This window comes from Methylobacterium sp. Leaf469 (assembly GCF_001424745.1).
In the GTDB taxonomy this organism is placed as follows: Bacteria; Pseudomonadota; Alphaproteobacteria; order Rhizobiales; family Beijerinckiaceae; genus Methylobacterium.
The window spans coordinates 157,870-176,456 of record NZ_LMRE01000034.1; the positions used below are offsets into that span (position 1 = coordinate 157,870).

13 protein-coding genes are annotated in these 18,587 nt (G+C 69.8%); 10 read left to right on the forward strand and 3 right to left on the reverse strand.

Features of this window, described 5'->3' with window-relative positions; genetic code table 11:
* Positions 1-78 precede the first annotated feature (78 nt).
* The 6 genes from ASG60_RS14815 (at position 79) to ASG60_RS14840 (ending at position 9,004) form a co-directional block, all read left to right on the forward strand.
* Positions 79-1,143, forward strand: coding sequence for an HD domain-containing phosphohydrolase (locus ASG60_RS14815; RefSeq protein ID WP_056268037.1), 1,065 nt, complete (start codon positions 79-81; stop codon positions 1,141-1,143).
* Between the two features lie 82 nt (positions 1,144-1,225).
* Entirely contained in the window at positions 1,226-4,159 is a 2,934-nt protein-coding gene (locus tag ASG60_RS14820) for a glycosyltransferase (RefSeq protein WP_056386391.1), read from the forward strand.
* Positions 4,156-5,484, forward strand: coding sequence for a UDP-glucose/GDP-mannose dehydrogenase family protein (locus ASG60_RS14825; protein ID WP_056386393.1), 1,329 nt, complete (start codon positions 4,156-4,158; stop codon positions 5,482-5,484). The genes ASG60_RS14820 and ASG60_RS14825 overlap by 4 nt, the downstream gene beginning before the upstream one ends.
* 21 nt (positions 5,485-5,505) lie before the next feature.
* On the forward strand, positions 5,506-7,437 hold the full coding sequence (gene asnB, locus ASG60_RS14830) for an asparagine synthase (glutamine-hydrolyzing) (RefSeq protein ID WP_056386395.1): 1,932 nt from the start codon (positions 5,506-5,508) through the stop codon (positions 7,435-7,437).
* 20 nt (positions 7,438-7,457) lie between these two features.
* Complete coding sequence (locus tag ASG60_RS14835) at positions 7,458-8,342, forward strand: aldose 1-epimerase family protein (RefSeq protein ID WP_056386397.1); 885 nt, start codon at positions 7,458-7,460, stop codon at positions 8,340-8,342.
* The gene (locus tag ASG60_RS14840) at positions 8,339-9,004 is read left to right on the forward strand and encodes a TenA family protein (RefSeq protein WP_056386400.1); all 666 of its coding nucleotides are present in this window, start codon (positions 8,339-8,341) and stop codon (positions 9,002-9,004) included. Before ASG60_RS14835 ends, ASG60_RS14840 begins: the two co-directional genes overlap by 4 nt.
* Before the next feature lie 13 nt (positions 9,005-9,017).
* Here the strand turns inward: ASG60_RS14840 and ASG60_RS14845 are convergent, their stop codons facing one another.
* Entirely contained in the window at positions 9,018-9,815 is a 798-nt protein-coding gene (locus ASG60_RS14845) for an SDR family NAD(P)-dependent oxidoreductase (protein ID WP_056176600.1), read from the reverse strand.
* 144 nt (positions 9,816-9,959) lie between these two features.
* Positions 9,960-11,366: an MFS transporter gene (locus ASG60_RS14850; RefSeq protein WP_056386401.1), complete on the reverse strand. Its 1,407-nt coding sequence runs from the start codon at positions 11,364-11,366 to the stop codon at positions 9,960-9,962.
* A 106-nt stretch (positions 11,367-11,472) separates the two neighbouring features.
* Between ASG60_RS14850 and ASG60_RS14855 the strand changes: the two genes are divergently transcribed.
* Positions 11,473-12,483: an alpha/beta fold hydrolase gene (locus ASG60_RS14855; protein WP_056386404.1), complete on the forward strand. Its 1,011-nt coding sequence runs from the start codon at positions 11,473-11,475 to the stop codon at positions 12,481-12,483.
* A 20-nt stretch (positions 12,484-12,503) separates the two neighbouring features.
* Here the strand turns inward: ASG60_RS14855 and ASG60_RS14860 are convergent, their stop codons facing one another.
* Positions 12,504-13,421, reverse strand: a complete 918-nt coding sequence (locus ASG60_RS14860; RefSeq protein ID WP_056360485.1) for a L,D-transpeptidase — start codon at positions 13,419-13,421, stop codon at positions 12,504-12,506.
* A gap of 370 nt (positions 13,422-13,791) precedes the next feature.
* On the opposite strand from ASG60_RS14860, the gene ASG60_RS14865 reads away from it, so the two are divergent.
* The 3 genes from ASG60_RS14865 (at position 13,792) to ASG60_RS14875 (ending at position 18,563) form a co-directional block, all read left to right on the forward strand.
* Entirely contained in the window at positions 13,792-14,037 is a 246-nt protein-coding gene (locus ASG60_RS14865) for a hypothetical protein (protein ID WP_056360487.1), read from the forward strand.
* Between the two features lie 177 nt (positions 14,038-14,214).
* Positions 14,215-15,480, forward strand: coding sequence for an exonuclease SbcCD subunit D (locus tag ASG60_RS14870; protein WP_056360490.1), 1,266 nt, complete (start codon positions 14,215-14,217; stop codon positions 15,478-15,480).
* Positions 15,481-15,671: 191 nt separating this feature from the next.
* Complete coding sequence (locus ASG60_RS14875) at positions 15,672-18,563, forward strand: PAS domain S-box protein (RefSeq protein ID WP_056176574.1); 2,892 nt, start codon at positions 15,672-15,674, stop codon at positions 18,561-18,563.
* Positions 18,564-18,587: the final 24 nt, after the last annotated feature.

Consider the following 18,587-nt stretch of genomic DNA (forward strand, 5'->3'; position numbering starts at 1 on the left):
TTCGATAATGATATTGATAGAGGTGACAGTTCGCCCGTTTCGGGACTGGAACGTGCGCCATTGCGAGCGGACGCACGCGTGACACAGGAATCCTCCGTTCTCGTCATCTCGGACCGCCCGGAGCAGGCGGGTCTCCTCGTGCAGGCGATCGACACCGTCGTCGCCTGCCGGCAGATCGCGGCCGGGGCGGGAATGCCGGCGCAACGCCCCCTGCTCGCGGTGGTGGACGTCAGCCGCGATGAGGCGGCGGCCGAGGCCTGGGTCGCCCGCCTGCATGGCCTGCGTATCCCGAGCCTGCAACTCGCCCTCCAGCCCATGACGACGCGCCCGGCCCCGACGCGGTTCCTGCCCACCGACACGCCGCGCAAGACCGTGCTCGCGGCGGTCTTCAGTCTCATGGATGTCGTCCAGACCGCCCGGACACGGGCTTTCGACCGCACGGCCCGCTTCACCGCCAAGGCCGATCTGGCCAATCGCGCCGTGGGCGAGGCCTTCGATGCGGCACGCCGCGGTGAAGCCGTCTCCCCTGCCGCCGTCGATGCCGGCACCGAGGTGATCCTCGAAACGATCTCCGAATGCGGCATCCGGACCTGGCTCGAGGTCATCGGCAGTTACGACCAGCAACTCTACCAGCACTCCCTGAGCGTGGCCGGCTATGCCGCCGCCTTCGCGGGCGGGTTGAAGCTCGCCCGGGCCGACCAGATGCGTCTGGCCCGCGCCGCCCTGCTGCACGATATCGGAAAATCACGGATCCCCCTGGCGATCCTCAACAAGCCCGGCCGGCTCAGCCCCGACGAGATGGCGGTGATGCGCACCCATCCCTCCGTCGGCGCCAATCTCCTGGAAGCGCAGGGGGGGTTCGACGCGAACATGCTCGCCGTGGTGCGACACCACCACGAGATGCTCGACGGCAGCGGGTATCCGGACGGCCTGTCGGCGCACGAGATTCCCGACCTCGTGCGCCTCGTCACCATCTGCGACATCCATTCCGCCCTGACGGAGCGGCGGGCCTACCGCGATCCGCTGCCTCACGAGGAGGCGCACGAGATCATGCGGGACATGGGTCCGAAACTCGACGTCGACCTCCTGCGCGCCTTCCGCAGCGCCGTCGTCGCGCCCCTCGCGAAAGTGCCGGCCACGTGAGGGGCCGCGCCCTCGCGCGGGTTGACCGATCGGACCGCGAGCGCGTACGGAACACGCTGCCGTGGGAGGATCACAGTAAGCCATGAGGCAGAAAGCGTATTCATTCTTCTCGATACGCTCGCGACGTATTCAAAAGCTGTTCGATCCCGGCTATTATACTGCCCAGTACCCTGATGTCAGCGATTACGGCGGTGGCCCGCTGGATCATTATCTCCGGCACGGATTCCGCGAGGGCCGCGACCCGGCGCCGAACTTCTCCACCCTGTACTACAAGGACAGGTACCTCAAGACCGCCGGGATCGAGCGGAACCCCCTCGAAGCCCATGTCGAGTCGGGGGCGGCCCGTGCCGGCCGACAGACCTGGCCGGCAACGCCCGAGGCGTTCCACGCCGTACAGGCCGATGTGGTCCGCCCCTATTTCGACGCGCGGTACTACGGCTCGCTCACGGGTATCGTCGATCCCGAAACGGCCCTCCTCGATTATCTGGCGGTGGGGTGGCGGCGGGGCCTCGACCCGCGCCCGGATTTCGACGGGACCGCCTATCTCCACGCCCACCCGCAGGTCCGCCTGCTGAACGTCAGTCCCTTCTATCATTACGTCTCGACGAATACGGCACCGGCCTTCGGGCAGGCCCATGGCGACCGGACCCCCCTCTCCGACATCGTCGCGGCCATTCGACCGGAGTTCGATGCCGCCCATTACCGGGCGAGCTACGCCGACGTGGCGGCCTCGGGGATAGACCCCGCGACCCACTATGCCAGCCACGGCTGGAAGGAGGGCCGCGATCCGACGGAGCTGTTCTGGACATCGTACTACGTCAGGACCAATCCCGATCTGATCCTCAGCGGCACCAATCCGTTCTTCCACTACCTGCGCTTCGGCCGGGCGGAGGGGCGCAAGCCCAACCCCCTCGGCAACACCAAGTGGCCACCGACCCGGGCACCCAGTGCCGCCGAATGGGATGCGGTCCCGGCCGCCGCCGCCCTCGACGCCGCCCGGGTCGTCGTGGTGGTGCCGGTCTACAAGGGCTACGACGAGACCTTGCGCGCGCTCCACGCGGTGCTGGCGGAGCCGCAGGTGGCGCCCTTCGCTCTCCTCGTGCTCAACGACCGCAGTCCCGATGCGCCCCTGACGGATGCATTGCGGGCGCTCGCCGCGCGGGGGCTGTTCACCTACTACGAGAACCCAACCAACCTCGGCTTCGTCGGCACCATCAACCGCGCCCTCGACATGACGGGCGCGCGGGACGTGATCCTGCTCAACAGCGACACCATCGTGTTCGGCGACTGGATCGACCGCCTGCTCGCCCATGCGGCGCGCGATCCACGGGTCGGCACGATCACGCCGTTTTCCAACAACGCGACGATCTGCAGCTATCCCGATTCCGACCGCAACAACACGGTTGCCCTCGAACTCTCGCCCCGGGCCCTCGACGCAGGGGCGGCGGCCGCCAATGCGGGCCGCTGGGTCGAGGTGCCGACGGGTGTCGGCTTCTGCTTCTACATGCGCGGATCGCTCATCGCGCAGCTCGGCCCCCTCGACGCGGACGCCTTCGGCAAGGGCTACGGCGAAGAGAACGATTACTGCATGCGCGTCCTCAAGGCGGGCGGACGCAACATCCTCGCGGCGGACGTGTTCGTCTACCATTCGGGCAAGGTGTCGTTCTCGGAGGTCTACGATTCCGAGTATACGCAGGGCCAGGCCGCGCTGCTTGCCAAGCACCCCGATTATACCCTGCGCATCGAGCGCTTCGTCGCCACCGATCCGGCCGCCGACGTGCGTCTCAACCTGGATCTCTACCGTCTGGCGCGGGCGGCGGGACCGCGCGCCGCGGTGTTCGTCGTCCACGCCAAGGGTGGGGGCGCCTCGGTCCATGCCGATCACCTCGCCGGGCGCCTCGCCGACGAGGGGGTCCGCGTCGTCACCCTCACGGTGACCGAGGGAGCCTACGTCGAGGTCGGGCTTTTCGGCGCGGAAGGCCCCTACACCCCATCCCTGCGCGCCTTGTCGGTGCACGACGACTACCGCATCCTTGCGCGATTCCTTTCCTGGCTTGGCCCGCTCTTCATTCACGTTCACTCGTTCTACGGCCTCGACGGGACGGCCGTACCCGTCCTGATGGACCTGATCGAGGCCGCCCCCGGGCAGACCGTCGTCACCCTGCACGATTACTCCAGCGTCTGCCTGCGCAACCATCTCGTGACCCGCGAGGGGCTGTATTGCGGATTGCCGGGCGGGCGCCCCTGCGCCGATTGCGATTGCGCCGAAGCCAGACCGGGCCAGGACCGGATGGCACGCTACGGCGCGTTCTACCGAGCGGCCGACCGTCTCCTCGCCCCGTCGCAGGATGTCGCGACCCGCATCGAAGCGATCTTCGGGCCGCTCGCCATCACGGTCGCCCCCCACGAGGAAGATCTGCCCACGCCTGCCCCGCGCGCGGCACCGCGCGGTGGTTCCGTCCGCCGGATCGGGGTGCTCGGCGCCATCGGCGCGCACAAGGGATCGAACGTGATCCATGCCCTGGCCCGCGACGCCAGACGGCGAGGTCTCGCCATCGACTTCACCATCGTCGGCTATTCCGACATTCCGCAGAAGATGGACGCCATCGGCATCGCCGAGACGGGGCGCTACGCGGGCAGCGAGGAAGCCCTGGCCCTTCTCGCCCAGCACGAGATCGACCTGATCCTGATCCCATCGATCTGGCCGGAAACCTACTGCTACACCCTGTCCATCGCCTTGGTCTCGGGACTTCCCGTAGCGGTGTTCGACCTTGGTGCGCCGGCCGACCGCCTGCGCGCCGCGGGCGCCGGCCATTGCCTCGATCCCGCCCTCGCCAACGATCCAGGCCGGCTCAACGATTGCCTGCTGTCCCTCGATCTCTCCGATACTTCGTCGGCAAAAGTGCCGACCAACATCAGATTTGCCAGCTATCGGTCCCTGCTGCGGGACTATTATTCGGTCACCGGGGACGATAAGGCTGCGCCACCGCCGAGGGCGAAGGACATCACCGCATGAAGATCGCCATGATCGGCGCCGGATATGTCGGGCTCGTCTCCGGGGCCTGTTTTGCCGATTTCGGCCATACCGTGTGCTGCGTCGACACCGATCCGGCCAAGATCCTCGCCCTCGAGGCCGGGCGCATCCCGATCTTCGAGCCGGGCCTCGACGCCCTCGTGGCCGACAACGTCCGCCACAACCGGCTGACCTTCGCAACGGATGTCGCGCAGGCCGTGGCCCAGGCAGAGGTGGTGTTCATCGCCGTCGGCACGCCGTCCCGGCGCGGCGACGGTTTCGCCGACCTGTCCTACGTTCACGCCGCCGCCCGCGACATCGCCGGCTCGCTCTCCGGCTACACCGTGGTGGTGACGAAATCGACGGTGCCAGTGGGAACCGGCGACGAGGTCGAACGCATCATCCGCGAAGCTCGGCCCGGCGCCGCGTTCGCCGTTGTCTCCAACCCGGAATTCCTCCGCGAGGGCGCGGCGATCTCGGATTTCAAGCGGCCCGACCGCATCGTCATCGGCGCCGAGGACGAACGCGCGGCATCGGTGATGCGCGAAGTCTACCGGCCGCTCTACCTCAACCAAGCCCCGATCCTCGTCACCGGCCGGCGGACGGCCGAGCTGACGAAATACGCCGCCAACGCGTTCCTCGCCACCAAGATCACCTTCATCAACGAGATCGCGGATCTCTGCGAGCAGGTGGGTGCCAATGTGCAGGAGGTCGCGCGCGGCATCGGTCTCGACAACCGCATCGGCGGCAAATTCCTGCATGCCGGGCCGGGCTACGGCGGCTCGTGCTTCCCGAAGGATACCCTGGCGCTGGTCAAGACCGCGCAGGATTGCGGCACCCCCCTGCGCCTCGTCGAAGCCGTCGTGTCCGTCAACGACCAGCGCAAGCGCGCCATGGCCCGCAAGATCGCGACCGCCTGCGGCGGTTCCGTGCGCGGCAAAACCATCGCGCTCCTCGGGCTGACCTTCAAGCCCAATACCGACGACATGCGCGACGCGCCCTCCCTCGCCATCGTCGCCGGGTTGCAGGATGGCGGCGCCAGGGTCAGGGCCTACGATCCGGAAGGCATGGCGGGCGCCCGCGCGCTGATGCCCGACATCGCCTACGCCGAGGATCCCTACGCTTGCGCGGCCGGAGCGGACGCCCTCGTCATCGTGACGGAGTGGAACGCGTTTCGCGCCCTCGACTGGGCCCTGCTCTCCGAGCGCATGCCCGGCCGCACGGTGGTCGATCTGCGCAACGTCTACCGACCGGACGATGTCGCTCGGCACGGTTTCCGCTACGTCGGGATTGGCGTGCCCGGCGCCGAGGCCGCCACCGGTCCCTGACGGTCTTTCGGACAATACCCCATGTGCGGCATCGCCGGGATCGCCGATCCACGCCTCTCGCCCGGCCGCCTCGCGGATGAAGCCGGCCGCATGGCCGATGCGCTCAGCCATCGTGGGCCGGACGGACGGGGTGTGTGGGGCGAGGGTGGCGTCGCGCTCGGCCATCGGCGCCTCGCCATCCGCGACCTCAGCCCCGCCGGGGCCCAGCCCATGCCCTCGCGCGACGGTCGCTGGGTGCTGACCTACAATGGCGAACTCTACGGAACGCACGACGCGCGTGCCGCGCTGGCCTCGGCCGGACATGCCTTCGCCGGGCAATCCGACACCGAGATCCTCGTCGAACTCATCGCCCGGCACGGCGTTGCCGGAGCGCTCGCCGGGGTCGAGGGCATCTTCGCCTTCGCGGCCTACGACCGGGCGGAGGGCTGCCTCTGGCTCGCCCGCGACCGGATGGGGGTGAAGCCGCTGTTCTACGCGGCCACGGGCGAGCGCCTGCTGTTCGGCTCGACCCTGGCGGCCCTGACGGCCTGCGAGGCTGCGGATTTCACCATCGATCCAGCGGCCGTGTCGAGCCTGCTGCGCCACGGCTACGTGCCGGCACCGGGGTCGATCTATCTCGGCGTCAGCAAGCTCGAACCCGGTCACTTGTTCTCATGGCGTCCCGGGGAGGCGCGCTCCGTCGCTCCCTATTGGAGCTTCGACGCGGTCATCGCGGCCGGTCGCGCCGATCCGTTCGCGGGCTCGGACGCCGACGCCATCGAGACACTCGAAGGCCTCCTCACCGGTGCCGTGCGTCGCCAGATGGCCAGCGACGTGCCGCTCGGTGCCTTCCTGTCGGGGGGCATCGATTCCTCCCTCGTCGCCGCCCTCATGGTCGGCGCCGGAGGGGCGCCCAGAACCTTCGCGGCGGGCTTCACCGACGATCCCCGTTTCGACGAGAGCGGCCACGCGGCGGCCGTCGCCCGCCATCTCGGTACGGACCACACCACCATCCCGGTGCGCGAGGCCGACGCCCTCGCCCTCGTCACCCGCCTGCCGGAGATCTACGACGAGCCCCTGGCCGATCCCTCGGGCCTGCCCACCGCCCTCCTCTGCGCCGCGACCCGGCGAGCGGGCCTCACCGTCGCCCTATCGGGGGATGGCGGCGACGAGCTGTTCGCCGGCTATGACCGCTACGCCCTGGCCACCCGCTTCGCCGATCGCATCGAACCAATTCCGAGGTTCCTGCGGCGAGCGGCGGCCGGGGCCGCCGGGCGGATGCCGCAGGCCGCCCTGGCCCTCGCCGCGCGCGCCCTTCCCCCTCCGTGGGGCGGCCCCGACGCCCCCGACCGCCTGCGCAAGGCCGCCGCACAGCTGCCCGGCGACGGCTTCGCCTTCTATAGCCGGCTTCTCACCCTCAATCCGGACGCCCGCACTCTGGCGAATGGCGTGTCCGGTGTCCCGAGTCCGATGGACTGGCCCGGCGCGGGCTCGCTCCTCGACCGGATGCGCCGCCTCGACACCCTCGCCTACCTGCCCGACGATGTGCTGACCAAGGTCGACCGCGCCAGCATGGCGGCGGGGCTCGAGGCCCGGGTGCCCCTCCTCGACCGTTCGGTGGTCGAATTCGCGTGGCGCCTGCCGCCGCACCTCCTCGTGCGCGATGGCCGCCGCAAATGGCTCTTGCGCGAGGTGCTCGCCCGGCACGTGCCCCGCATCCTTTTCGAGCGGCCGAAGCAGGGCTTCGCTCCGCCGCTGGCCTCCTGGCTGCGCGGCCCCTTGCGGGCCTATGCCGGAGACCTTCTGCTGAGTCCCGACCTCGGCGGCGGACTTCTCGACCGAGCACGGGTGCGCGCCCTGTTCGCGGAGCATCAGACGGGCACCCGCAACCATGCCGTCGGCCTCTGGCCGATCCTCGCCTTCGAGGCGTGGCGGCTGGCGTCGGGCGCGCGCCCGGCCCACAAGGACGGATAGCGGAACGAGCGGGGATCGCCATGGGCGAACGGATCACCATCACGGCCGGGGACGGCACGCAGGCGGTCATCGCCACACACGGCGCCGAGCCGGTCTCCTGGCATGTCGGCGGCACCGAGTACCTCTGGAGCGGCGACCCGGCCCACTGGGATCGCCACGCCCCCTGGCTCTTTCCCGTGGTCGGCGCCTCGACCAACGGGGCGGTGACGGTGGCGGGCCAATCCTACCCCATGGCCCAGCACGGCTTTGCCCGCGATCTGCCCTTCACGGTTCTGGAGCGCACGGACGACAGCGTGACCCTGCGCCTCGAGGAGAGCGCGGCGACGCTCACGCATTATCCGTTCCCGTTTCGCCTGGACATCACCGCCCGGGTCGGCCCCGGCATCCTCGACTTCGAGATCTGGATCGAGAACACCGGCCCGGCACCGATGCCCTACGCACTCGGCTTCCACCCGGCCTTTCCGTGGCCCTTCGCCGGCGGCGAGCGGGCGGCGGACGGTGGCTACCGCGTCGATTTCCAGAATCCCGAGCGCCCCCTGGTGCCGGAGGTCGGCGCGGGCGGCCTGCTCCTGCGCAAGGAGCGGGCGATCCCCCTCAAGGGCGCGACCCTGCCCCTCGCCCCGGACCTGTTCACCGAGGCCCTGGTGCTGCGCGACGCCGCCAGCGAATGGATGCGGTTCAGCGCGCCCGACGGCAGCGCAATCCGTATGGAAGTCTCGGATTTCCCGCATCTCGCCGTGTGGACGAAACCGACCGCGCCGTTCCTGTCCCTCGAATGCTGGACCGGTCATGCCGATTGGGCCGGCTATGCCGGAGAACTGGCGCGCCGCGACTCCCAGCGCCTCCTGTCACCGAAGGGCCGGGCCCGGCACGGCGTCACCCTGACCCGCGAGGCCACCGCATGACCCCGTTCTCCACAGCGGCCTGGGCCGCCAATGCAAGGGCCTACGAGACGATCCGCACCATGCCGTTCAACGCCGAGCTCGCCGCCGGAACCTTGAGCCGGGCCCGGTTCACCCATTACATCGTCCAGGACGCGCATTATCTCACGGGTTTCGGTCGGGCTCTCGCCCTCGCCGCCGCCAAGGCGCCGCATCCCGACCGCATCGTCCAGTTCGCCCGCGCAGCCGAGACCGCCATCGTGGTCGAGCGTGCCCTGCATGGCGGGTTCTTTCGCGATTACGGCATCGAACCCGAGACCTTCGCGGCGACGCCCCTGTCGCCGCCCTGCGATCACTACGTCTCCTACCTGCTCGCCACCGCTTACGCCGAACCCTACGAAGTGGTGCTCGGCGCGCTCCTGCCGTGCTTCTGGATCTATGCCGAGGTCGGCAAGGATATCTTTTCCCGGGCCGGGGCCGACAACCCGTATCGGGCCTGGATCGATACTTATGCGGGCGAGGAGTTCGGCGAGGCGGTGGCCGCGATGATCGCCGCCACCGACGAGGCGGCGGTCGACGCCTCGCCGAAGATCCTGGCCCGCATGCACCACGCCTACGCCCAGGCGACCCGCCTCGAATGGCTGTTCTGGGACGGGGCCTACCGCGAGGCGGTCTGGCCGGTCTGAACCGCCTCGTATCTCAGGCGATGGAGCGCAGCACGCCGCCATCGACCCGCAGGGCGGCACCGCTCGTGGCGCTCGCCGCCGGGCTGCAGACGTAGGCAACCATGTTGGCGACTTCGTCCACCGTGGCGAGGCGGCCGATGAGGGAGGTCGGGCGATGCTCCTTGACGAAAGCACGGCCCAGCGCATCGAGGTCTGCTTCGCCTGAGCCCGGCGCCATCGCCTTCATGAAGTCGGCGACGCCTTCCGACAGGGTCGGGCCGGGCAGGACGCTGTTCACCGTGACACCGGTGCCGGAGACGGTCTCGGCCAAGCCTCGCGAAATCGCGAGCTGGGCCGTCTTCGTCATCCCGTAGTGGACCATTTCCACGGGGATGTTCAGAGCGGATTCGGAGGCGATGAACACCACCCGCCCCCAGCCGCGGGTCACCATGCGGGGGGTATAGGCGCGCGACAGGCGAACGCCACTCATCACGTTGGTGTCGAAGAAGCGCTGCCAATCCTCGTCCGGTATCTCGAAGAACGGCTTCGGCTCGAAGATGCCGGTGTTGTTGACGAGGATGTCCACGTCCGGGAGGCCCGCGACGAGGCGGTTGGCTCCATCCGCCGTCGAAATATCGCCCGGGGCCGCGATGAAGGCGTGGGTTCCGGTCTCGGCCTTCAGACGCGTGATCGCGGCAGCGACGCGGTCCTGGGCCCGCCCGTTGATGGCGACGGTGGCACCGAGTTCCGCGAGGGCCTTGGCGATGGCGTAGCCGATGCCACCGGTCGAGCCGGTGACGAGTGCGCGCTTTCCGGTCAGATCCAAGTTCATGGCAGGTGTCCTTGCTTAGGAGGATGCCGGGTCAACGCACGAAGGTGGCGGTGTGTGCGGGAGTGGGCGTCATCGGCACGGCGGCCATGCACGGATCGGGTACGGGAGTGTTTCACATGAAACACTCTGTTGACCATACGAGCCTCACTCGCTGCGTTGGCGCCTCAGAACGCTCGCGATGGCCCCGAAGGCAGCCAGTCCGGCCGCACACCAGAGGGCCGTCGTCACGGCATCCGCGGCTCCACCATGAAACACGCCGAAGACCACGGCGACACCGGCCGCGCCCAGGGATTGCCCGGTCAAGCGCGCCGTCGATTGCATGCCGCTGGCGCCTCCGCTGCGATCGCGTGGAGCGCTGGTGATGATGATGCGGTTGTTGGGTGACTGGAACAGACCAAAACCGAGACCGCACAGGGTGAGGCGCCAACCGATATCGAGGGCGCTGGGATCGGCCGGCAACAGGGCGACGGCGACGAGGCCGGCGGCCAGGATCGCGAGACCGATCCCTCCCAGCAGGCCGGGTGCGTAGCGATCGGACAGGCGGCCCGACAGCGGCGCCATGATCGCGATCGCGATGGGCCAGGGCGTCATCAGGAAACCCGTCGTGGTCTCCGAGAGGCGCATCACGTCCTGAAAATAGAACGGCAGGGCGACGTAGGCCATCATCTGCGCTCCGAACGCCGCGATGGAGGTCGCCATCGACAGGGCAAAGGCCGGAATGCGCAGGAGGTCGACGGGCAGGAGCGGCGCCGGGAGACGCAGCTGGTGGCGGACGAACACGATTCCGATCGCCAGGGCGGCGGCGATTTCGGCCAGGGCGAGCCAATGCCCGCCCGGCTCACCGAGCCCGTCGACGCCGATGATCAGGAGGCCGAAGGTGAGCGCGTTGAGCACGGCGCTGCGATAATCGAACCGCGCCCCGCTGCGCGGCGTCGCCGGCAGGGTGCGGGCCCCCACCGCCAGGGCGACGAGACCCACCGGCAGGTTGACGAGGAACAGCCACGGCCAGCTCGCCACGGACAGGATGGCGGCGCCGACCGTCGGCCCGGCGGCGGACGCCATCGCCACCACGAGGGCGACGTTGCCGACGCCGCGCCCGATGAGCTTGTGCGGATAGATGAACCGGACCAGCGCGATGTTGACGCTCATGATCCCGGCGGCACCCAGTCCCTGGGCGATTCGGGCGGCGACCAGCAGGGGCAGGGATGGTGCGAAGGCGCAGGCCACGGATGCGAGGGTGAACACCACCAGCCCCGACAGGTAGACCCGGCGATACCCGAGGATGTCGCCGAGGGACGCCAGGGGCAGCAGCGCGGCCGTGACCGCGATCTGGAAGGCGTTCACCACGAAGATCGCCGCCGAAGGGTCGACCTTGAGATCCCGGGCCATCACCGGAAGGGCGACGTTGACGATGGCGCCGTCGAGCACCGCCATGGTCATGGCGAGCCCGATGGCGAGGAGTGCCAGCATGCGCGCGCGCACGGGCAAACCGTCCTGGGTCGGATTCGGGGGAAGCGCCCCGAGGACGGGATTCGGAGCCGGCTCGGTCATGCGCGCACCCGTGACGGTTCCCCATCCGGCGACAAGTGCTCTATGTCACCTCGCAACGATCCCGCCGCGGATGACATTCGTCCCGGTCGCCTCAGAGGTCAGCCGAATGCGCGCGTCCACGTTCCTCGTCGCCTGCGGACTCGCCCTCGGCCTCGCGGGCACGCCCCTGCCTGCGCTTGCCGCCGACGAGCCCCTCGGGATCGCCCTGGAAGGCTTCACCTATCCCTACCCGGTCTTCTACCTCGCCCTGACTCGGGACGGCGAAGCGCAGCGTCTCGCCTACATGGACGTGCCGGCGGGCGGCACGCCCAACGGGCGCACGGTCCTGTTGCTGCACGGGCGCAACTTTCCGTCGAGCTATTGGCAGACCGTGATCGCGGCCCTGACGGCGGCGGGCTACCGCGTGGTGGCACCGGACCAGCTCGGATTCGGCAAGTCGTCGAAGCCGGTCGGCCCGTTCACGTTCGATACCCTGGCGGCCGACACGACGGCGCTCCTCGATGCCCTCGGCCTGCCCCGTGTCGATGTGGTGGCCCACTCCATGGGCGGAATGCTTGCCGTGCGTCTCGCCCGCACCGCGCCCGAACGCGTCAACAGCCTCGTGCTGGAGGCGCCCATCGGCCTGGAAGATTATCGCTTCACCGTTCCGCCGGTGCCGACCGAGCGCCTCCTGCGCATCGAGGCCGATGTGACCGCTGATGTCTATCGCCGCCAACTCATGACGAGCTACAGCCTGTCCCTGCCGGAGGCGGCCATCGAGCCGTTCGTCTCCCTACGCGAGCGGGTGAAGGGCTCGGGCGAATATCCGCGCTGGCTGCGGTCGTTCGTGAATTCCTACCAGATGATCTGGGGCCAACCCGTGGCCCACGAGATTCCATTGGTGCGGGCGCCGACCCTGTTCGTGATGGGCGAGAGGGACCGAAACGCGCCGGGCCGCGCCTTCGCACCGGAACCCCTGCGCGCCAGCATGGGCGACAACGCCGCGCACGCTCAGGCACTCGCGGTGCGGATGCCCGACGGCCGAGCCGAAGTCTTTCCGGGCATCGGGCATCTCGTCCACATGGAAGCCCCGTCGCGCTTCAACGCGACGGTGCTGGACTTCCTCGACGGGCACTGAGCCTCGCCGGGTGCCGACCCTCAGGTCAGCACCACCACGCGGCTGCCGATCTCGACGCGGCCGTAGAGGTCGATCACGTCCTGGTTGATCATGCGGATGCAGCCCGACGACACGCTGCGACCGATGGATTCCGGCTCGAGGGTGCCGTGGATGCGGTAGAGCGTGTCCTTGTTGTCCTGCCACAGGTAATGCGCCCGGGCGCCCAAGGGATTGCGCGAGCCACCGGGAACGCCGAGCCCGCTCTGGAGCTGGCTCACCTGCCGGGCGAGCTTGGGCGTGCGGGCGATCATCTCCTTCGGGGGATACCAGTCCGGCCACATCTGCTTGGAGTTCACCGTCGAGACGCCCGACCACGAGAAGCCCTGCTTGCCGACACCGACGCCGTAGCGTCGGGCGCGGCCGTTGGCCTGGACCAGGGTGAGGTGATGGGCGCGCGGATCGACCACGATGGTGCCGGCGGGCTCGCGGCCCGTATAGGCGATCTCCTGGCGCAGGAAGGCCGGGTTGGCCTTGCGCCAGTTGAAGGCGTTGACCGGGAACGGCTCGTCGGTGATCGCCGCGTAGGCGCGGGCGTAGTCGATGGGACCGTCATCCACGGGGCGGCTGGCCTGGGTCGGCTGCGTCGGCTGGCCCGGCGCCGGACGACGGCGCAGGTCGGGCTCCTCGTAAGCCGGATCGACGGGCTCGCGGCGCGCGGCGCGCGGGTCCACCCCGCGCTCCGAATAGGGCTCGTATCGTCCGCCGCGGCGCCGGTAGAGACGTCCGTCCTCGTCGCGGTAGAGGCGCTCGTCGTCGAAGGGGAGATCCCCATCGATTCCGTCGTCGAAGAACCGCCCACGTCCCTGCGCGAGGGCACCGCCCGGCCCCGCGAGGAGGGCGAGGCTCGTGGCGGCACCCGTGAGAAGGATGCGGCGGGTCGGAGGGGCTGTACGGGACATCGGGTCGCTCGGGCCGTCTTCTTGGGTTTGGGGGAGGCCGGCCGACCGCGAGGCTTTGGCTCGCCCCGGGGTCAGGCCTGACTTCGAAATGCTTGGGCGTGGGCCTAGCAAGACCGGACGCCCACGTCACGCCGTGCAGATGACTTATCAGCTCTGCGTCCCGCGTTCGGGCAAGTTTCGACCGGCGGACGAATACCGTTCTGAGCGCAGTCTTCACCATATCGATGCAAATCGCCGGATCCGGCGATTGCCCAGAGCTTTGCCATTGCCACGAGCTTGGCCGTTGCGACATAGACGTGGGAGGCCATCCCCGACGCGGTCCCTCCGGACCCTCGCGCGACGGGCCGTTTCCCATGATGGATCACTCCCCGTGCCGGCCTTTGCGCGCCTTCCGCTCTCCTTCCTCGCTCTCTTTGGCGTCCTCCTCGGCACCTTGCCGGCCGAGGCGGCTGGGCCGGGCCGAAATGGTCCCCCGGCAGGCCCCGCCCGCCCGGATGGGCCGAGCACCGCATGGACCTCGGCCGAGCCGGAACCCCTGGCCTGCACCCAGGCCCGGCGCAAGCTGTGGCGGGCGGGCGAAGGCTGGACGGTGCGGACCGTCACCACGTGCCGGTGAGCGTGCACCGAAGCCCCTGAGGCTACGCCGGGTTCATCGAACAGCGGCGAGGTGGGGACGACGCCGGGCCCACCCCTCGAATCCGGACGCGCGTGCCGCTACAAGCCTCCCTTCGGTCCGGCGGGCGTAGGCTCGCCATCCTCGATCGGGTGGGCTGACCCGCCCCGGAGTTCGCGCGTGATCCGCGTCCTGCATACGGGCGACTGGCATATCGGGCAGACCCTGCGCGGCTACGGCCGCATGCGCGAGCATGCCCTCGCGTTCGCCCATCTCGAACGGATCGTCGCCGAACGCGAAGTCGATGCCCTCGTGGTGGCCGGCGACGTGTTCGACAGCCAGAATCCGTCGGGCGAATCCCAACGCCTGTTCTACGAGGTCCTCATGCGCCTGAACCGGGCGCGGCCAGGGATGACCATCGTGATCACGGCGGGCAACCACGATGCCGCCGGCCGTTTGGAGGCGCCGCGTCCGCTCCTGGAGGCCATCGGGGTCCACGTGGTCGGCAACGTGCGCCGCCGCGACGGCGTGGTCGACCTGCAGCACCATCTCGTACCCCTGCGGCGCGGCGGCGAGATCGCCGCGCAGGTGCTCGCGGTCTCCTATCCCACGGCGGCCTGCCTGCCCCCGCTCCAGAGGGCGACGGAGGGTGGCGGCTCGCCCATCGTCGGGGCCGTTCGGACCCTCTACGAACACCTGTTCTCGGCGGCCCGCCCCCACCTGTCGGGTCTGCCGCTCGTGGTCACCGGGCATCTGCACGTGGCCGGCGGCCTCGAATCGGAAGGGGCCGAGCGGCGCATCCTCGTGGGCGGCGAGCATGCCGTGCCGGCCGACGTATTCCCGGAGGACGCGCGCTACGTCGCCCTCGGGCACCTGCACAAGGCGCAGCGGATCGGGCGCGACAGCGTTCGCTATTCCGGTTCCCTGATCCCGCTCTCGGCCGCCGAGCAGCCCTATGCCCACGCGGTCACCCTTGTGACCTTGGGCGACGGGCCGGCCCACATCGAACTCATCCCGATCCCGCGCCCCCTGCCCTTCCTGCGCGTGCCGGCCTCGGGAGACATGCGCCTCGGGGACCTCAGCGACCACCTCACCATCCTCGTGCGGGACCTCGGTCTCCCGGCGGATCACCCCTTGGATGAACGGCCCTTCGTTCAAGTTCGCCTTGCGCGGCACGGCCTCGGCGCCGGCTACCGCGCCGAGATCGACCGCATCGCCGACGGCTTCCCCGTTCGCGTGGTCGACGTGCGGGTGGCGCCCCTGCCCGAGGGCCTCGAGACTCAAGCGACGGCGGGCCCGAACCTCGTGCGTCTCGCCGAACGCGACCCGGAGGAACTGTTCCGCCTCGCCTTCGCCCGCACCCGGGGCGAAGCACCCGGCCCGGAACATCTCGCCGTGTTCCACCGCGCCCGGGCCGAGGCGGAAGGCATGGCGACGGCCGGCTGAGACGGGCGTATGAGCGCTTCATCGGCGCTCGCAGGAGACGAGGGGACGCCGAATTGTCTTTCGCGGCACGCCCCGCGCGGTAGCATGCACGGACCGTTTTCGCGTAGGAAGACAGCACAAGGCGCCATCGGCCAGCGCCGAGTGATGCGGGCAATGCCTGATTCGGTCTGCCGCCCGCGAATGAGAGCCCGATGAGTTCGCCCAACGACGAGGCCGCACAGCAGCACGAGGTCGAGGCCCGCCGCAACGCCCTCGCTCAATACGACATCCTCGACACTCCCACCGAGGAGGCCTTCGACGACCTCGTCAAGGCCGCTTCCCTGGCCCTCGGCATGCCGGTCTCGCTGATCGTCCTGCTCGAGGCCGATCGGCAATGGTTCAAGGCCGCCGTCGGCTTCGACGGTCCAGAGCCGCCCCTGGCCCAATCCATCTGCGCCCACGCCGTACGCCAGCGCGACCTCTTCGTCGTTCCCGACACCGCGCGCGATCCGCGAACGGCGGGAAACCCCCTCGTGACCGGCGCGCCCTTCGTGCGGTTCTATGCCGGGATGCCGCTCATCACGGCGGAGGGCGTCGCCATCGGCACCCTGTGCGTCCTCGATACGCAACCGCGCAGCCTCACGGAGGCCCAAGGCTTCCTCCTCACCACCCTGGCGCGCCAGGTGATGGCGCAGCTCGAATTGCGCCGGGCCCTCAAGGAACGCCGCGCGCGGGAGCGTCTCAACGCGGCGATCATCGAGAGCGCCGTCGATTACGGCATCCTCGCCACGGACCTCGACGGCCGCGTCACGAGCTGGAACATCGGAGCGCAGCGCATCCTCGGCTGGAGCGAGGCCGAGATGCGGGGCGTGGCCGCCGATCGCATCTTCGTGCCCGAGGATCGGGCCAGGGACACGCCGGCGCGCGAGATGCGTCTGGCCCGGGAGATGGGCCGGGCCAGCGACGAGCGCTGGCACCTGCGCAAGGACGGTTCGCGCTTCTGGGCCATGGGCGAGATGATGCCGCTCAAGGGCGAGGACGGTGCCCATGAGGGCTACGTCAAGATCCTGCGGGACCGCACCGCGCAGCGCCGGGCCGACGAGGCCCTGCGCCAGCAGACCGCCCTGCTCCAGACCGTGACCGATCATCTCAGCGAAGCGGTGTTCCGCCTCTCGGCCGACGACACCATCACCTTCGCCAACCCGGCCGCCGAGGCGATGCTCGGCTGGCCGGCCGGCACCCTGATCGGGCGCAACCTCCACGCGACCGCCCATCACCACCACGCCGACGGCCGCCCTTTTCCCCGCGGGGATTGCGCCGTGGTGCAGGCCCTGGAGGCGGGCGTGGCCCTGCGCCACCGCGAGACGGTGTTCTTCCGCCGCGACGGCACGCCCCTCGACGTGATCACCTCCAACGCACCGATCGTCGAGGACGGCGTGGTCGGTGGTGCCGTCCTCACCGTCACCGACATCACCGAGCACAAGGCCACCGGCCTGCGCCTGCGCCGCAGCGAGGAGCGCCTCGCACTCGCCCTCGACGCCGCCGGCCTGATCGGCACCTGGGACTGGGATCTCGCCACCGACACGGTCTACGCCGACGCGAATTTCGCACGCATCTACGCCGTCGACGAGGAACGGGCCGCTCGGGGCGCGCCGATCGAGGATTACGTACGCAATTTCCACCCCGACGACCTGCCGGCGTTCCAGGCGGAACTGGACCGGATGCTCGCCGGCACGGGAACCGGGCGGCTCGATACGGCGGGACTTCAGCGTGAGGGACTTGCGAGTGGGAGTGAGGCACTCACGACTGGGGGACTCGCGGCTGGGGGATCCGCGACCGAAGGAGCCGGCGCGCAGGGAGACGACTTCGCCTGCGAGTATCGTATCGTCCAAGCCGATGGCGGGCATCGCTGGCTGCTGGCGCGCGGGCGCCTCGTGCGCGACACCGACGGCACCCCCCTGCGGCTGCCGGGCGCCTCCATCGACATCACCGAGCGCAAGCGCGCCGAGGAGCGCCAATCCGCCTTCGTCGAACTCGGCGACCGCCTCCGCGACGTGCAGGATCCCGTCGCCATCGCGTACACGGCCGCCGAGATCGCCGGGCGGACCCTGGGCCTTGCCCGGGCAGCCTACGGGTCCATCGATCCGACCCAGGAACACCTCGACATCGCCCGGGACTGGAGCCGGCCGGGCGTCGTCGGACGCGAGGGCCGGTATCGCTTTTCCGATTACGGCACCTATCTCGCGGAGCTGCAGGGCGGGCAGGACGTCGTCATCACGGACGTGACGACGGACCCGCGCACGGCGGGGCACACGGACGTGTTGGCCAGCCTCGGCGTCCGAAGCATGATCAACATCCCGCTGATGGAGCGCGGGCGCATGGTGGCGGTGTTCTGCCTGCAGGACGACCGGGTCCGGGCGTGGACCGCGGATCTCGTCGATTTCGCCCGCAACATCGTCGACCGGACCCGCGTGGCACTGGCGCGCCTGCGGGCGGAGGAGGAGCAGGAACTCCTCAACCGCGAACTCAGCCACCGGATGAAGAACCTGCTCGCGATGGTGCAGTCCATCGCCACCCAGACCATGCGCTCGGCCGTCGACGTGGACACGGCCAAGGAGGTGCTGGCCGGCCGCCTCATCGCCCTCGGACAGGCCCACGACCTGCTCATGGGCGGAGCCCTCGGCTCGACCCTCATCGGCCCCGTGGTCCGCGGCGCCCTCAAACTGCACGAGGACCGGCCGGGACGCTTCCGGCTCGACGGTCCCGACCTCGAGATCGGGGCGAAGCCCGCCCTGTCGCTGGCCCTGATGCTGCACGAACTCGCCACCAACGCGGCCAAGTACGGTGCCCTCTCCCGCGAGACCGGCCATGTCGCGATCCGCTGGTCGGTGGAGTATGCGGACGACGCGGACCAGCTCACCTTTTCCTGGCAGGAGATCGGCGGACCGGCCGTGACGCCACCGGCCCGCAAGGGCTTCGGCTCGCGCTTCATCGAGCGGGGTCTGGCCGGGCAGGTCGGCGGCACCATCGCCCTGGCCTACCCGCCCACCGGCGTGACCTGCGGCATCACCGCCCCCCTGGCGGCGTTCCAGGCCGACGGCTGAACGCGGGGCCGCCAGGCCCGGTTA

Excerpts from the sequence above, each read along its gene's own strand:
- ASG60_RS14820 (WP_056386391.1), top strand. The coding sequence starts at position 1,226 with ATGAGGCAGAAAGCGTATTCATTCTTCTCGATACGCTCGCGACGTATT.
- ASG60_RS14855 (WP_056386404.1), top strand. The coding sequence starts at position 11,473 with ATGCGCGCGTCCACGTTCCTCGTCGCCTGCGGACTCGCCCTCGGCCTC.
- ASG60_RS14840 (WP_056386400.1), top strand. The coding sequence starts at position 8,339 with ATGACCCCGTTCTCCACAGCGGCCTGGGCCGCCAATGCAAGGGCCTAC.
- ASG60_RS14860 (WP_056360485.1), bottom strand. The coding sequence starts at position 13,421 with ATGTCCCGTACAGCCCCTCCGACCCGCCGCATCCTTCTCACGGGTGCC.
- ASG60_RS14835 (WP_056386397.1), top strand. The coding sequence starts at position 7,458 with ATGGGCGAACGGATCACCATCACGGCCGGGGACGGCACGCAGGCGGTC.
- ASG60_RS14875 (WP_056176574.1), top strand. The coding sequence starts at position 15,672 with ATGAGTTCGCCCAACGACGAGGCCGCACAGCAGCACGAGGTCGAGGCC.
- asnB (WP_056386395.1), top strand. The coding sequence starts at position 5,506 with ATGTGCGGCATCGCCGGGATCGCCGATCCACGCCTCTCGCCCGGCCGC.
- ASG60_RS14825 (WP_056386393.1), top strand. The coding sequence starts at position 4,156 with ATGAAGATCGCCATGATCGGCGCCGGATATGTCGGGCTCGTCTCCGGG.
- ASG60_RS14850 (WP_056386401.1), bottom strand. The coding sequence starts at position 11,366 with ATGACCGAGCCGGCTCCGAATCCCGTCCTCGGGGCGCTTCCCCCGAAT.
- ASG60_RS14845 (WP_056176600.1), bottom strand. The coding sequence starts at position 9,815 with ATGAACTTGGATCTGACCGGAAAGCGCGCACTCGTCACCGGCTCGACC.